General features: G+C 59.0%; 9 protein-coding genes. 3 read left to right on the top strand and 6 right to left on the bottom strand.

What is annotated here, in order from left to right; translation table 11 throughout:
* Positions 1-267: 267 nt before the first annotated feature.
* Positions 268-3,501: a SusC/RagA family TonB-linked outer membrane protein gene (locus tag LJ738_RS05935; protein ID WP_227785393.1), complete on the top strand. Its 3,234-nt coding sequence runs from the start codon at positions 268-270 to the stop codon at positions 3,499-3,501.
* 18 nt (positions 3,502-3,519) lie between these two features.
* Complete coding sequence (locus tag LJ738_RS05930; RefSeq protein ID WP_227785392.1) at positions 3,520-4,938, top strand: RagB/SusD family nutrient uptake outer membrane protein; 1,419 nt, start codon at positions 3,520-3,522, stop codon at positions 4,936-4,938.
* A gap of 70 nt (positions 4,939-5,008) precedes the next feature.
* Here LJ738_RS05930 and hslU read toward each other — a convergent pair whose 3' ends face one another.
* The 3 genes from hslU to lon all read right to left on the bottom strand — a co-directional run bounded on the left by hslU (position 5,009) and on the right by lon (position 10,431).
* The gene (gene hslU, locus LJ738_RS05925; protein ID WP_227785391.1) at positions 5,009-6,421 is read right to left on the bottom strand and encodes an ATP-dependent protease ATPase subunit HslU; all 1,413 of its coding nucleotides are present in this window, start codon (positions 6,419-6,421) and stop codon (positions 5,009-5,011) included.
* A gap of 120 nt (positions 6,422-6,541) precedes the next feature.
* Entirely contained in the window at positions 6,542-7,603 is a 1,062-nt protein-coding gene (gene porQ, locus LJ738_RS05920; RefSeq protein WP_227785390.1) for a type IX secretion system protein PorQ, read from the bottom strand.
* Positions 7,604-7,905: 302 nt separating this feature from the next.
* Complete coding sequence (gene lon, locus LJ738_RS05915) at positions 7,906-10,431, bottom strand: endopeptidase La (protein WP_410779908.1); 2,526 nt, start codon at positions 10,429-10,431, stop codon at positions 7,906-7,908.
* A gap of 234 nt (positions 10,432-10,665) precedes the next feature.
* Between lon and LJ738_RS05910 the strand changes: the two genes are divergently transcribed.
* Positions 10,666-12,816 (top strand): OmpA family protein, encoded by a 2,151-nt coding sequence (locus tag LJ738_RS05910; RefSeq protein WP_227785389.1) that lies wholly within the window; start codon positions 10,666-10,668, stop codon positions 12,814-12,816.
* 11 nt (positions 12,817-12,827) lie between these two features.
* On the opposite strand, the gene LJ738_RS05905 is transcribed toward LJ738_RS05910, so the two are convergent.
* From LJ738_RS05905 to LJ738_RS05895, 3 genes are all read right to left on the bottom strand, one after another.
* A complete protein-coding gene (locus LJ738_RS05905; protein ID WP_227785388.1) occupies positions 12,828-13,940 on the bottom strand; it encodes an MBL fold metallo-hydrolase in 1,113 nt (370 codons plus the stop codon).
* Between the two features lie 19 nt (positions 13,941-13,959).
* Positions 13,960-14,409: a 3-oxoacyl-ACP synthase gene (locus LJ738_RS05900; protein WP_227785387.1), complete on the bottom strand. Its 450-nt coding sequence runs from the start codon at positions 14,407-14,409 to the stop codon at positions 13,960-13,962.
* A 179-nt stretch (positions 14,410-14,588) separates the two neighbouring features.
* Positions 14,589-15,056 carry a nucleotidyltransferase gene (locus tag LJ738_RS05895; protein ID WP_227785386.1) on the bottom strand — a complete coding sequence of 156 codons (468 nt, stop codon included), beginning with the start codon at positions 15,054-15,056 and terminating at the stop codon, positions 14,589-14,591.
* Positions 15,057-15,064 lie beyond the last annotated feature (8 nt).

Genomic DNA, 15,064 nt, shown 5'->3' with positions numbered 1-15,064 from the left:
GCATTCATTCACTACTTAATACCCCACTATTTCACCCCTGAAAAATAACAAGATATCCGCAGCCCCTTAGCCTAAACAGAGTAAAAAGCCTTAACTAACAACCCGTTAAAACCTTTTTGCCAGAACTCAATTAAGTATATTAATTCGTTACGAAATCTGAAATTTTTATGAAGGACTGATGTTTTTTTTGCTTTAGTTCGACATTCATAGCGTATTTTTGACAATACAAAGTTTCCCAAATTCTCACTTTACCTACATTTTTTGTTCATGAAAAAAATCTTACTCATGAGTCTGGCACTCATGTTTACTCTTCTGCACGGGGCGCTGGCGCAAACCCGCTCCGTTTCCGGCAGGGTAACTGACCAAGCCACGGGCAGTGGCCTGCCGGGCGTTACCGTACTACTGAAAGGCACCAGCAATGGTGTATCGACTAGCGCCGATGGTGCTTTTACCCTGACCGTGCCCGAGACGGGCGGAACGCTCGTGTTCAGCTCCATTGGCATGACCACGCAGGAGCGGGCCATTGGCAGCGAGTCTTCCTTCTCGGTGGCCCTTTCTACCGATACCAAGCAACTGACCGAAGTAATTGTGACCGGCTACGGTGCCCAGCAGGAGCGCCGCGACATCATCGGCTCCATTGCATCGGTAAAATCTTCCGACTACAAGGACCAGCCCATCATCGGTGTTGACCAGGCTTTGCAGGGCCGCGCCGCAGGTGTGCAGGTTATCCAGAACTCGGGCACTCCCGGGGGTGGCATTAGCGTGCGCGTGCGGGGCGCTGCCTCCATTGGCGCCAGCAACGAGCCGCTGTATGTGGTTGATGGCCTTCCCGTTTCCCCCGGCAACACGTCGCAGCTTGCCTCTGGTGGCCAGCTGACCAACGGCTTGAACGACATCAACCCCAACGACATTGAATCCATTGAAGTCCTGAAAGATGCCGCTTCGGCTGCTATCTACGGCTCGCGTGCTTCAAACGGCGTTGTGCTGATTACCACCAAACGGGGCAAGTCGGGCAAAGCCCGGGTCGACCTGGACTATTATTCCGGCGCTCAAACCGTATGGAAGAAGCCGCAGGTAATCACCGGCGAGCAGCAAACGCAGCTTTTCCTGGACGCCGCTGCCAACCGCTACCCCGCCAACGCTAACGGCAACTTCCCCGCTTTCGGCTATACATTCCGGACCAACGCCGACCTGGCTGCCTACATCTACGGCCCGGGCGACGTAGGCCCTGCCGATGCCAACGGCATTCGCAACTACGTTACTCCCGCTGGCAACCCCATCCGGCCCCTGAGCCAATTTCAGAACCCCAGCACGGCTACCAACTCCGACTTCGTGAGCAAGGTGTTGCGCACTGCGCCCATCAGCAACTACGGCGTAACATTCTCGGGTGGCAACGACGCAAGCCGTTTCCGGTTGGCGGTAAACTATTTTGACCAGCAGGGCACCATCGTTGGTTCCGGCTTCAAGCGTGGCAGCGCTCGCCTGAGCGTGGACAACAAGCTTTCGGACAAGGTGCGTATGGGTACTTCCATCGGTATTACCCAAAGCAACAACAACCGCATCAACAACGACAACAGCATTTACGGTGTGCTCACCACGGCCCGTCTGTACGCGACCGACCTGCCTATCTACAACGCCGACGGTACTTACTATAAGAACGGCTCGCTCGAGAACCCCATAGCTGCCGCCACTGAGCCCATCATCAAAAGCACCAACAACCGCTTGATTGGCTCGCAATACACCGAGTTTGAGCTCATTAAAAACCTGAAGTATCGGGCTACGTTCGGCCTCGACTACACTTACGGCCGCGATGACCGTTTCTACTCCACGCTTACCAACGCCGGTGCTTCCGTGCGCGGCGAAGCCACGTTGGCTACCCTGCAAGACCTGAACTTCAACCACATCAGCGCCTTCAACTATTCGAAGACCTTTGCCGAAGACCACACCCTGAGTGCCCTGTTGGTATTTGAATACCAGCGCGATTCATACAGCGACGCTTACTCGCAGGTGACGGGCTTCCCCAGCAACACCATCCGCGAACTGTCGGCTGGTGCCACCAAAGTAGCCGCTACGTCCAGCTCAACTGGCAACGCACTTTTCGGCACGCTGGCCAAGCTTGACTACTCGTTCAAAGGTCGTTACTTGTTGGGCGCTTCGGTACGCCGCGACCAAGGTTCCCGTTTTGGGGCTGACAACCAAGTGGGTTACTTCCCGGCTGTTTCGGCCGGCTGGCGCGTACTGGACGAGGCTTTCCTGAAAGACCAGACGGCCGTAAGCGAATTGAAATTGCGCGGTAGCTTCGGCGAAACCGGCAACCAGCCTTCGGGCAACTTCGGCTCGCGCGGCCTGATTGGTCCCGGCGCCAACTACCTTGACCAAGGCGGTTTGGCCCTTACCCAGTTGGCCAACCCCAACTTGAAATGGGAGCGCACACAGCAAACCAACGTAGGTATCGACCTGGGTTTCCTGCAGAACCGTTTCTACATCTCGGCTGATGTGTACCAGCGCAAGACCACGGACCTGCTCCTGGCCCAGCGCCTGCCCAACGACACGGGTTTCCCGAGCTACAGCGCCAACATTGGCAGCATCCAGAACAAAGGCGTGGAATTTGCCCTGACGACCATCAACTTCCGCAACGAAGGCACTGGTTTTAACTGGGAGACCAACTTTAACATCAGCTTCAACCGCAACGAGGTTACAAAGCTGTCGGACCAGGCCCTCACCGGTTCCGCACAGGGCTTCTCCAGCCGCCTCATTGTCGGCCAGCCGCTCGGTGCCTTCTACGGCTACCGCGTAGACCATATCTTCCAGAACCAGGAGGAAATCAATAAACTGGATGCTGCCGCTCGCCTCCAGGCCAACAACAACTCTGTATTTTATCAGGGTGGGTCGACGGTTACCAAGCCCGGCGACATCATGTTCAAGGACATCAGCGGCCCGAATGGCAAGCCCGACGGTCGCATCACGGCCGACGACCAGGAAATCATTGGCACGGCCCAGCCCAAGTTCTACGGCGGCATCACCAACACGGTCCGCTTCATGAACTTCGACTTCTCGGCTTTCCTGCAGTACAACGTAGGCGCCAAGGTGTTCAACGCCAGCAAACAGTACACCCAGGGCATGAGCACGACTTACAGCCAGGACGTAGAAGTGCTGAACCGCTGGACGCCCACCAACACCAGCACCGACATTCCGCGTGCAGTGTACGGCGACCCGAACCAGAACAACCGCAACTCCGACCGCTTCCTGGAAGATGGCTCGTTTGCCCGCTTCAAGAGCGTATCGCTGGGCTACACCTTGCCGTCGACACTGGCCAAGGCGGCTCACGTCCGTTCGGTTCGTGTTTATGCTTCGGCTCAAAACTTGGTGACCTTCACGAAGTACACCGGCCTCGACCCCGAAGTGAACACGTCGAATACGTCGAACACGGCTTTGAATACGGACTTCTTCACCTTCCCCCAGGCCCGCACCATCACAGGCGGCGTGACGCTCGGCTTCTAATTTCCTATACTCTAAACCATGCAACTAATACAATTTCGCCAGCTTGCCACCCGTTCGGCTTTGCTCCTCAGCCTGGGACTTGCCGTGGGGTCGTGCGACAAGGCCATAAATGTTGAACCTTCGAACAGCATTAGTTCGGACAAAGGCTTCTCCACCAAGGAAGATGCCGCGGCCGGCTTGCTCGGTGCTTACGATGCCATGCAGTCGACCAGCTACTACGGCCTAGATTTTCCCGTCCTCGCCGACTTGGTATCTCAGGAGATTCGCCACGTAGGCACTTTCGCTTCGACGTACGGTGTAATCAACGCAAACCAGGTAAACCCCGACAACGTTTCGGTGGGTACTACCTGGAACGCCATCTACCTCGCCATCAGCCGCGTCAACTACTTATTGCAGCAAAGCGAGAAGATTACGGACCCGGCCTTCCCCAAACTGACCACGCAAGGCGAAGCACGGGCCTTGCGGGCCTTGCATTACATGAACCTGCTCGGCTATTGGGGAGGAAAACCTGAAGGCTTTGGGTATACCGACGGCTTGGGTGTGCCCTTGCGCCTGAGCCCCACCACCTCTATCGGTCCCGAAACCGAAGCCGTTCCGCGCGCCTCGGAGGCCCAGGTAGCTACTGCCATTCGTGCCGACCTCGACTTTGCCATCGCCAATCTGCCCAGCGGAGCGGGCGGCAACCGCGTCACGAAGAACTCGGCTTTGGCCCTGCGTGCCCGCTTCGAGTTGTGGGAGCGCAATTACGCCGATGCTCTCAAGTTTGCGCAGCAGGTACCCGCCGTCGCTGGCTTTGCTACGGCCGCGGCCACGGGCACTACAGCGCCGGACGCTATTTGGCAGTTGTTCTTCTCGAACACCGACCAAAGCCAATATGCTTTCTACTGGTACCCGTCGCCCGGAGGGCGCAACGAGTTTGACCCCGGCTCGACGCTGGCAGCAGCGCACCCCACCGGTGACCGCCGCTTGCCGATAAACGTGGTGGCTGCTGCTACGAGTGTGACCGTTGCCGGAACGCCGTACACGTTGTCGGCTGGAACCACCCAGAAGTACTACCGCACCTCTTCCCGTGACGACCGTTTTAACATGGTTCGCTACGCGGAGGTTGTGCTTACCATTGCCGAGGCAGCCGCCCAAACCGGTGACCTTGCCACTGCCATCACCCAGCTCAACATCATTCGCACCCGTGCGGGCTTGGCGGCAACTACCATCACGCCCACTACGGCGAACGCCGCAAGTGCCCTCATCACGGACATTCTGTTGCAGCGCCGCCTGGAGCTTGCGTATGAAGGTCATTACTGGTTCGACCTGCGCCGCACCAACCGGGTGCAAACGGCACTGCCTACCTACACGCAGTCTTACCGGAACCTATTCCCGATTCCGTTGCGTGAAGTACAGGTTACGAATGGCTTAATTGCTCAGAACCCGCTTTACTAAGCGGCCCTTCAAGCAAGGCACAAAAAAGCCCCGGCCAAATGGTCGGGGCTTTTTTTATGAGTGGTGAAGGCTACAAAATGTATTGGCTCAAGTCGCGGTTCTTCACCATATCGTTGAGCCGCTCGTCTACCAAGGCGGCCGTGATGAGAATGCGCGCGTTGGGCCCAATCTTATCGGGCACGTCGTAGAGAATGTCGTTGAGCAGCCGGCTCATAACTGTGTGGAGGCGACGGGCGCCGATGTTCTCCACTTCGGCATTGACTTCAGAGGCAATTTCGGCCACGCGCTCAAGTGCAGCGTCATCGAAAGTCAGCTCAACTTCCTCGGCTTTGAGCAGGGCCTCGTATTGCTTGGTGAGGGCATTCTTGGGGTCCTTGAGAATGCGAAAAAAATCATTCTTGGTCAGGCTTTGCAGCTCCACACGAATGGGGAAACGGCCCTGTAACTCAGGAATGAGGTCCGAAGGCTTACTGACGTGGAAAGCACCGGCCGCAATAAACAGGATGTGGTCGGTATTGACGATGCCGTATTTGGTGCTCACCGCCGAGCCTTCCACGATGGGCAGCAGGTCACGCTGCACCCCCTGGCGGCTTACGTCGGGGCCACCGCCGCCACTTTTGCCACCGCTGCTGGCTACTTTATCAATCTCATCAATGAAGATGATGCCGGCGTTTTCACACTGCCGGATGGCTTCTTCCTTCACCTCGTCCATGTCGATGAGTTTGGCGGCTTCTTCGTCGAGGAGGAGCTTGCGGGCTTCGGCTACTGTCACTTTGCGCTTGCGGGTTTTCTTGGGCAGCATGTTGCCCAACATGTCCTGCAGGCCCGAGAGCGTGCCCTCGTCGATGCCGGGAGGGGCGCCCATGATGCCCACGCTGGGGCCGGATTGGGCCACTTGAATCTCAATCTTGCGGTCTTCCAGTTCCCCGTTCTTGATTTTCTGGCGGAACCGCTCGCGGGTGCGCTCGTTGAGTTCGGCATCGGACTGCGGCATGGCGTCCTCCCCTGCCCCGGTGCTGGGGAAGCCTACGCTGGACCGGGCCCCGGCGGGGCGAGGCACCGCCGGAATCAGGGCATCCAGAATCAGTTCTTCCACGGCTTCGGCGGCCTGGGCTTTCACGGCCTCCTGGCGGCGGGCCTTTACGCGGTTCACGCTTTGCTCGGCGAGGTCGCGCACCATGCTTTCTACGTCGCGGCCTACGTAGCCCACTTCGGTGAATTTACTGGCCTCCACTTTTACAAATGGTGCATCGGCGAGGTGGGCCAGGCGGCGGGCAATTTCGGTCTTGCCCACGCCCGTGGCCCCAATCATCAGGATGTTGTTGGGCACGATTTCGGCCTGCATGTCGGCCGGAGCATGGAGGCGGCGCCAGCGGTTGCGCAGGGCAATGGCCACGTGGCGTTTGGCATCATGCTGGCCGATAATGTACTTGTCGAGCTCGGCCACAATCTGAGCCGGAGTTAGGAAATCTTGATTGAGCATAGAAGGGTCAGTGGATATAAGCGGCAGAAACGTCTTAGAGCAACGTCATGCAGAGCGCCGCGAACCGCAGGTCTAGGCGCTCAGTTATAACGGACTGCACAGTTGCATAAGCTGTTTGAGTTACTCCTTTTTCTTAAACAAAGAATCGAGGTTGCGCGCCAGCGTGAAGTATTCGCTAGAGCCCGCTGCCTGCAGCGTGGCGTGCGTGTAGTCAAGCTGAAAAGTGCTGATTTTAAGCATAAATCCAAAGCTGAGGCCGGCGCTGCCGCTGGTGTTATCCAAGCGCAACTCGCGGCGCTGCAAATGGTTGTAGCCCACGCGCAGGTTAAAGTTCTGGCCCAGCACCAGCGCCGCGCTGGCGGTGAAGTGGCGGGCCAGGTTGTCGCCAAAGCTTTTGGTGGGCTTCTTCACTACGTTGTTGGCGTCGGGTTGGCCGCGCTGGTTGGGGTCGAGGTACTGAATGTCCCACTGCTGCAGGTGGTGCGCCGTGAGCGACAGACGCAACGGCATGTGCTCTGGCTTGATGGTGGCACCCAATTCAACATCTAGCGGCAGCGGGCCGCGGTCGGTGCCGGGGTAGGGCGAGAATTGGTAGCCCACGTTCTTGGCCACCAAGCCCACCGTAAAGTCCTGCGTGGGGTGCTTGAAGACGACCCCAGCATCGGCCACCCCGGCCAACGAGCGGCTGCCCGCGATGCTGGATACAGCAAGCTTGGTAGTAGCGCCGAACGTGAACTTGCCCTTGGTGTAGGAGTCCGACACACCCACGGTGTACTCGTTCACCCCAAATGTGCCCAAGCTGTTGCCCGCCGCATCGTAGCTTTCAAGCTGCCCGTAATTGAGGTAATTAACCCCGATACCGAAGCGGCCCGCCTTCTGGGTATTGAATACATAAACGGCGGTGCTTTGCTTGATGTCGGCCACATAGGCGACATAGCTCAGGGCCAGGCGTCCGTCCATTTCCGGGTTTAGCAAGGCAGGATTGGCAAAGAGCATGGTCGGGTCGTCGCTGCGAGCCGATACGTTGGTGCCACCCAAGGCCGCTTGCTGTGCTCCTGCCGGCAAATCCAGAAAGGGAAACACGGTGCGGCCCCCAATCTGCTGCGCCTGGACTGGTACCAGCCCCGTCATCCCCAGCAATAGGCAAAAACCAGCGGCCCCAAGGGCGGAAAAGTGCTTCATTGGTCTAAGATAACAGGGAACCGGAGCCTGCTTTGGCCCAAACGTAATCAGGAGTGCGAACGTACCCGCGAGCTGAATTTTCAGTTGCCGGAAGTAAAAAAGAACGCTAAGCTGAGCGGAGTCGAAGCGTCTTGCTCGCACCATCTGTCATGCAGAGCGCAGCGAAGCATTCTTCTCAGGTCAGCACGAATCGTTGAGCCGTGAGAAGATGCTTCGCTGCGCTCTGCATGACAAGTGGCGCGGACGAGATGCTTGGGCTCAGCTTCGCGGCGCGAGGCATGACGTTCGCGTTACCTAAGCAACTATTGCACCTCTACGCTAGGGCCAGTGGCGGGCACCGGCTCGTCGCGCACGGGCAACTTCTGCGGGTGCGGCACCAGCTCATCGAGCAGGGCCACGCGCAGCACGTCATCAACGCGGTCGGCGTAATGAATGGTGAGGCCTTTGAGGTAGTCTTCCTGAATTTCCTCGATGTCCTTGCGGTTTTTGGGGCAAAGAATGATGTCCTTCATGCCGGCGCGACGGGCAGCCAGTAGCTTTTCCTTAATGCCGCCCACGGGCAGCACCTTGCCGCGCAGGGTGATTTCGCCGGTCATGGCTAGGCGGGGGCGCACGCGGCGCTGCGTGTAGGCCGAGGCCATGCTGGTAAAAATGGCAATGCCGGCGCTGGGGCCGTCCTTGGGCACTGCCCCCTCGGGGAAGTGAATGTGCAGGTCGTACTGCTCAAACAGGCGGTAGTCGATGCCGATTTCATCGGCACGGCTGCGCAGGTAGGAAAGCGCCGTAATGGCCGATTCCTTCATTACGTCGCCCAGTTGCCCGGAGAGTGTAAGCTTGCCCCGACCCCGGCTCAGCAGGCTTTCTACGAAGAGAATGTCGCCGCCAACACTCGTCCAGGCCAGGCCCGTGACTACGCCAGCAGTGTCGTTGTCCTGGTACTGGTCGCGGTCGAAGATAGCCGCCCCTAGGATTTTGCGGATTTCGGCTGGCTCCATCACGGCGGGCACGGGTTCTTTGCCAGCCTTGCGGCGGGCAAGGTTACGCGTAACGGCCGCCAGCTTGCGCTCCAGGCCACGCACGCCGCTTTCCCGGGTATAGTCGTCGGCCACGCGGTGCAGAGCGGCGTCCGTGATTTTCACTTCGTTTTCGCCCAGGCCGTGCTCCTTGAGCTGCTTGGGCCATAGGTGCTTGCGCGCAATCTGCACCTTCTCCTCTTGGGTGTAGCCGGTCAGGTCGATGATTTCCATCCGGTCGCGCAGGGCGGGCTGAATGGTATCGAGCGAGTTGGCCGTGGCAATGAAGAGGACCTTGCTCAGGTCGTATTCCACCTCCAGGTAGTTGTCGGTGAAGGTGGCGTTTTGCTCGGGGTCAAGCACTTCGAGCAGGGCCGAGCTGGGGTCGCCGCGGAAGTCGCTGCTCACCTTGTCAATCTCATCGAGGATGATGACGGGGTTGGAAGCACCGGCCTTCTTAATCTGGGCTATGATGCGGCCGGGCATGGCACCCACGTAGGTTTTGCGGTGGCCGCGAATTTCGGCTTCGTCGCGCACGCCGCCCAGGCTCATGCGCACATACTTGCGGCCCATGGCCGCGGCAATGCTGCGGCCCAGGGAGGTTTTGCCCACGCCGGGAGGGCCGTACAGACACAGAATCGGCGCCTTCAGGTCCTGCTTCAGCTTGAGCACGGCGATGTATTCCAGGATGCGCTCCTTCACTTTCTCGAGGCCGAAGTGGTCGGCGTCGAGGATTTTTTTTGTTTGCTTAAGGTTGAACTTGTCTTTGGTGTATTCGCCCCAAGGCAGGTCGAGCAGAAACTCAACGTAGTTGATGCTCACCGAATAATCCGGCGCCATGGGGTTGGTGCGGGCCAGCTTGTCCATTTCCTTTTTGAAATGAAGCGCCACCGACTCGGGCCACTTTTTGGTTTCGGCGCGGGCGCGCAGGCGGTGCATGTCCTCGTCGGGGCCTTCCTGGCCCAACTCGTCCTGCAGGGTCTTGAGCTGCTGGCGCAGGAAGTACTCGCGCTGCTGGGCATCGATGCCGGTGTGCGTTTTGGAACGAATGTCCTGCTTGATTTCAAGCAGTTCGGCCTGGCTCAACAGGGCTTCGAGGAGCTGGCGGGCTTGATGCTCGGGGTCAGCTAGCTCCAGCAGTTTCTGCTTGGCGGGCAAGTCCAGCTGCACGTTCGACGACAAAAAGTGCGTGAGGAATGCCGGCGACTGAATGCCGTCGAGCATGGCCCGGGCTTCCATCGGGATTTCCGGCGTGAGCTCCAGCACCTTGGTAGCGGCTTCGCGCAGGGCCTGCAGCAAGCCGAATTCGCCCGGGATTTCGGGGTTCAGGGCTACCTCGGAGAAGTAGCTCACGCGCGCGGTGAGCAGCGGCGTGTAGGTGAGCTGCTCCTCGATGCGGAAGCGCACCTGCCCCTGCAGGATGATGGTAACCTGGCCGTCGGGCTGCTCGAGCAGCTTGAGAATGCGGGCCAGCGTGCCCACGGGGTGCAGTTCGTCGGTAGTGGGCTCGTCGGCGTCGGGGCTTTGTTGGGCTACTACGCCCAGGAGCTTATCGCTGGCGTAGGCCTTGCGCACGAGCTTGATGCTCTTTTTGCGGGTGACTGTGACGGGCAGCACCACGCCCGGAAACAGGACGGTATTGCGCACCGGCAGCAGCGGCAGCGTGGGCGGGGCGTCGTCGGCGCGCAGCAGGTGGTCGGGGTCGGCCGCCATAATTGCAATGGCTTCGGGTTGGGAATTGGAATCGCTGAACGCCTGAATAAAGGAGGTCGCGGAGGAAGATGTATCGGAGGGAATAATGGATGCCAGACGCATGGGCGGGAATAAAGCCAAAAGCAACGGCAGCGGGTGCCACAATGGCAGCCTGCCGCAGGATAAAGGGGGAAGTACAAGGTACGGCTTCCCGACGGTTTAGGTCGTCAAGGGCCGTGCCAGCGGGGCCGCCCCGCCAAAGCGGCGCAATCGGTTGCATGGCCCAGCTGATTATCAATTTATATAGTGTTAATTTGTTGGCAACTTGCTCAAATCTTTTATTTTAGTACTTTACTAATGTCTTCTTTATTGCGTTGGTGCCGTGTCCTGTTCCTGCTCGCGCTGGGAATGGCCGCCGCGCCGCGTGCCCACGCCCAGCGCCGCGCCGCCAAAGCCATCCCGCCCGCGGCGTCGCCATCGGCAGATACCACCAGCGGCGGCGCCTCGGCGGCCCCGGTTACGCGCAAGGGCGCACCGCGAGCCAAGCCAGCGGCTCTGGGACGCCCGCCCGCCATTGCGCCGGGCACGTACCGTGTGCGGAGCCTCAGCAGCCGCACCCGCCGGAAACTACACCTGCGCCCTGACGGCACGCCCGACTTCGTGAACATCAATCGCTATCCGTATTACGAGGATAAAAAGGCGCTGCGAGCCATTACCAAAGCCGAGCGGCGGCACCAGTACCGCCCGGCCCGCGTGCTCCTGGAAGAATACGTGGCCCGCTTCGGCCCCACCAACTTTGCCCGCAACACCGACCTGCTCTGGCACTTGGGCCAGCTGCTGGAGCGCGACAGCCAGATGGTGAAAGCCAAAGCGTATTACCGACTGGCCCTCAAGCACCACCGCTCCGACATCACCAAGGTGCAGCTCTACTACGACTCACTGGAGCAGAAAAACCAGGACCTGTACGTGCCCCTGAAAACGTACTACGACCTAGTAGAGTACCGCAAGAACATCAACACGTTTCACCCGCCCAAAGGCGTGTATACGAGCATGGGAGACGCCATCAACGGCAAAGCTCCCGACTACGGCCCGGCGCTGGCCAACAACGACTCGACCATCCTGTTCAGCAGCAAGCGCAAGCGCCACAGCATCACCGGCGTTATCGACGAGGACCTGTATACCTCGCACAAGGAAGGCGTGAGCTGGAGCGACGCCGAGCCCCTGCCCAAGCCTATCAACTCGCCTAACAACGAAGGCTCGGCCTGCCTGAGTAAGGACGGACGCACCATTTTCTTTGCCCGCTGCGAGTGCGCCACCTGCCACGGCAACTGCGACCTGTTTACGGCCACCAAAGGCAAAGACGGCAAGTGGAGCATGCCCAAAAGCCTGGGTACGGCCGTGAACTCGCCGGCCTGGGACTCGCAGCCCACCCTTTCCCAAAACGAGGACACACTGTATTTCGCTTCCGACCGGCTGGGCGGCTTCGGGTTGTCGGATATCTACTACACTCACAAGCTGCGCAACGGGCAGTGGAGCCAGGCCGAAAACGCCGGGCCCGTGGTGAACACGCGCGAAAGCGAAGTGAGCCCGTTTTATCATCCGCTCTACCACGTGCTGTACTTCAGCTCGCGCGGGCAGCTGCTCAATTTCGGCGATTTTGACATTTACAAGACCTACCGCGTAGCTGGCCGCTGGCAGGAGCCCAAGAACATTGGCCCGCTGGTGAACGGCAAGGGCTCCGAATACTACTTTACCATCGACGCCCAAAGTAAAAACCTCTACTACGCCCGCTCCGAAGCCGCGGAAATCAACAACCTCGACCTTTACTCCTTCCCGCTGCCCATGGAGGCCCAGCCCCTGGCTACCACCAAGGTAGAAGGCACCCTGCTCGACTCGGTATCGAGCAAGCCGCTGAAGGGCATTGTGAGCATCATCGACACCGACAACGGCATCGAAGTAGCCAGCAAGTTTATTCGGCCCGACGGCACCTTCGACTTTGAGCTGATTGAAGGCTCGCACTACGCCATGCTGATTCAGAGCACCGACTTTTTCAGCGTGGAAAAGCAGTTTGCGCTGAAGGGCGACACGGTGATGACGCTGCTCACCAACAGCATCGACTACAAGCTGCCGCTGATTTTCAAGAACATTGAGTTTCAGCCGGGCAAGTTTGCCATTCTGCCATCCATGTACGCCACGCTCGACCGCATTGCCATTTTCCTGGTCGACCATCCCACGTTCCGGCTCAATATTGGGGGCCACACCGACACCAGCGGCGACCCCGATGTGAACGAACGGCTCTCGCAGGACCGCGCCGAGGAAATTCGCCGCTACATCGAGCGCAAAGGCAAGCTCAAGCCCAACCGCATCGAAAGCTTCGGCTACGGTTCCTCGAAGCCCCTGAAGGATGAAATAACCGACGCCGACGCCAAGGTAAACCGCCGGGTGGAGTTCCGCCTGCTAAAGCCCGAAGGCGACAAGCCCGCCGACGGCGGCGGGGAGTGGAAATAGGCGGGCGGCGCCTACTCAAACTCCCACCACGCCTCACGCCGGGCGGGCTCGCCCAGGGTATACGGCTCCCCAATGCGGGGCACCGTCACGGGCAAGCCCAAGGCATCGGCGGCTGGCAGCAGGCGCTTGATGGGCTCGTTCCAGGGGTGGTAGGCCAGCATAAACTTGGCCCAATGCACAGGAAACAGCATTTTGGCCTGCAAATCGACGGCGGCCTGGGCCGTTTCTTCGGGCAGGGTATGAATGGCCTGCCAACTGGGGTTGTACTGGCCGTTTTCGAGCAGGGCGAGGTCGAAGGGCCCGTACTGCTCGCCGATGGCTTTGAAATGGCGGTTATAGCCGCTGTCGCCGCCTAAATAGAGCCGGTAGCCCGGCAGCTGCAGCACATATGCCGCCCACAACGTTCGCTGCGGCCGCAGCCCACGGCCCGACATGTGCTGCGCGGGCACGGCCGTTAGCTGCACCTGGTCGGTTAGGGTGGTGGCCTGGTGCCAATTTAGCTCCGTAATAAGATTTTTGGGCCAGCCCCAGTGCTGGAGGTGAGCGCCCACGCCCAGGGCGGTTACGACGTGCTTCACCTTGCCGCGGAGCCGCACCAGCGTCTGGTAGTCGAGGTGGTCGTAGTGGTCGTGAGTGAGCACCAGCACGTCAATCGGGGGCAGGTGGTCCACGTTGTAGCCATTGGCCCCGGCAAAGGCCTGCACCGACCGGGGAATGGGCGAGGCATTGCCGCTAAACACCGGGTCTACCAGAATATTCAGCTCCCGCAGCTTTATCAGGTACGACGAGTGACCAAACCAAATGATGGTGGGCCTCGAATAGCTGGTCGCGGTCAAATCCGTTTGCACGGAGGGCACGGCCCGCGAGGGCTTCACCGATTGGGGCTTGTTGAGAAAGTCGCGTAGCATTTTGCCCATGGGTGCGTCGCCCACGCGGAACTCCACCCCGTCGAGGTTGCGGAATTTGCCATCCCGAAAATTGGGCAGCTTCGCAAAGGCTAGCAGCTGTTCCGCCGGCGGATTTTTGCCCAGAATTTTCATAGAGTTGTCGTTGCGCAAAGGGATTGAGCCGGCCGCGCACCAGCTGCGGCCCTGCCAGACGATTTTGGGCCGTCGATATTTCATCCGCCGGAAATTGAGCTGGCTATTCCACGGCCAGCACCCGCACCGGCTTGCCGTTGAACACCACTTCCTGCCCCGCCCGCAGGCCCTTGAGTGCCACTGCCACCGGCGCCGCGCCCGACACTGCAAAATACTCCTCCCCTTCTACGGCCAGCTTGCCGGCGCTAATGCCAATGTAGAAACGCCCCAGACTGGTGGTCACCAGGGCGCCGGGGCGCACGGCGTCGCAAGCCGCATCGGGGCTGATGCGCGCCAGCTCAACTTGCAATTGCTGGGCCTGCTGCATGTGGGCAGCATTGCGGTCGCGCTCGGCGTTGGCCATTTCGCGGCCGGTTTCATACTTGTCGCCAGCGCTGCTCTTGGTTTCCGAGCTAGAGGATTCCTGGGCGGCCTGCATGGCCGTGCGCGCCGCGTCGATGCGCTCCTGGATGAAAGCCTGGCAGATGGCGTGGAGTTGGGGTTTAGATGTCATTTAACGTGAACTACAATCAATAAATTTAGCCGGTATAAATTGTAACAGGCACGTTTTTCCCAAAATAATTAGGCCTCTGTAGCCATGTGCGGAGTGACTCTGGCAGATGCTGTCCGAGGCAATAAGCCAGCATCTGAGAAGCAGAATAAGCTTGAGAATTGAGCTAAGTTATTGTTGGGCTATTTGCTCAGATTTGATAAGTCAAGTAAGCGTAAGTCTTCCTGGTCTTTGGCACGGCCGGTACTGGCCTTGTTGCGGCGCAGGTCTTGAATACTAATAACCGCAATGGGCACGCCATCCAGCACACTGGTTTCCCGATTGGGGTAGCACTCAAGAAAGCCGACTCCGTCGATGGTGGTTAGAAGGTCAATGCGAATTGGCGAAACCCCAATCTGCACAATGGTCCCAGGCTCCATAAAATCGGCTACAGTATGCCCTAAGCCTGCTACCCCGAATGCCGCTAACACGCCCACCAGTCGAGTCACATTTCCTTCTGACTGATTAACCCATACATCAATATCACCCGTATTGCGCACCACCCCGTAGCGGGCCACGGCATATGCTCCTACCACCAGATACTCAACTGCGTGAGCGTTTAATAACTCGATAAATTCTTTGAAGTCGGGGTTGAGCTGATTGGCCTTCATAATGGCTA

This window comes from Hymenobacter plasmatis, from assembly GCF_020711255.1.
Classification (GTDB): Bacteria; Bacteroidota; Bacteroidia; order Cytophagales; family Hymenobacteraceae; genus Hymenobacter.
This window is presented reverse-complemented; position numbering and strand designations above follow the sequence as displayed.

Bases quoted from the DNA above. Each gene is read 5' to 3' on its own strand.
- LJ738_RS05905 (WP_227785388.1), bottom strand. From the start codon at position 13,940: ATGAAATATCGACGGCCCAAAATCGTCTGGCAGGGCCGCAGCTGGTGC.
- LJ738_RS05900 (WP_227785387.1), bottom strand. From the start codon at position 14,409: ATGACATCTAAACCCCAACTCCACGCCATCTGCCAGGCTTTCATCCAG.
- porQ (WP_227785390.1), bottom strand. From the start codon at position 7,603: ATGAAGCACTTTTCCGCCCTTGGGGCCGCTGGTTTTTGCCTATTGCTG.
- LJ738_RS05935 (WP_227785393.1), top strand. From the start codon at position 268: ATGAAAAAAATCTTACTCATGAGTCTGGCACTCATGTTTACTCTTCTG.
- lon (WP_410779908.1), bottom strand. From the start codon at position 10,431: ATGCGTCTGGCATCCATTATTCCCTCCGATACATCTTCCTCCGCGACC.
- LJ738_RS05895 (WP_227785386.1), bottom strand. From the start codon at position 15,056: ATGAAGGCCAATCAGCTCAACCCCGACTTCAAAGAATTTATCGAGTTA.
- hslU (WP_227785391.1), bottom strand. From the start codon at position 6,421: ATGCTCAATCAAGATTTCCTAACTCCGGCTCAGATTGTGGCCGAGCTC.
- LJ738_RS05930 (WP_227785392.1), top strand. From the start codon at position 3,520: ATGCAACTAATACAATTTCGCCAGCTTGCCACCCGTTCGGCTTTGCTC.
- LJ738_RS05910 (WP_227785389.1), top strand. From the start codon at position 10,666: ATGTCTTCTTTATTGCGTTGGTGCCGTGTCCTGTTCCTGCTCGCGCTG.